1 pseudogene is annotated in these 282 nt (G+C 64.9%); it reads left to right on the top strand.

The annotated features are described in order from the left end of the window. Nucleotides 1–16: 16 nt before the first annotated feature. A pseudogene (locus EN851_RS35920) lies at nucleotides 17–282 on the top strand (phosphoserine phosphatase SerB); the annotation flags it as partial.

Raw genomic sequence — 282 nt, 5'->3', positions numbered from 1 at the left:
CCGGCCGGAAGGCTCGATGTCGCTGATCGCCACGCTAGTGTCCCGTCCAGAAGCCCGCGCCGTGCCGGCCTCGCTTGCGAATATGGCCTTGCGGGCCGCCGGCGCAAGCGCCGTTCAATGGCTCGCTGAAGACGTCGCCTGCGATCTCGTATTGCCGCAGACGCCGGATGTCGGCGAAATGACCGCCAATCTGCGCGCGGCATTGGCTTCGGAGCCGATCGACATCATCGTCCAGCCTGCTGAAGGCAGACGCAAGAAGATCCTGCTCGCCGACATGGATTC

This window comes from Mesorhizobium sp. M8A.F.Ca.ET.208.01.1.1 (assembly GCF_004791315.1).
Taxonomy (GTDB): Bacteria; Pseudomonadota; Alphaproteobacteria; order Rhizobiales; family Rhizobiaceae; genus Mesorhizobium.
Note: the sequence above shows the minus strand (reverse complement) of the source record. Positions and strands in the feature narration are given on the sequence as shown.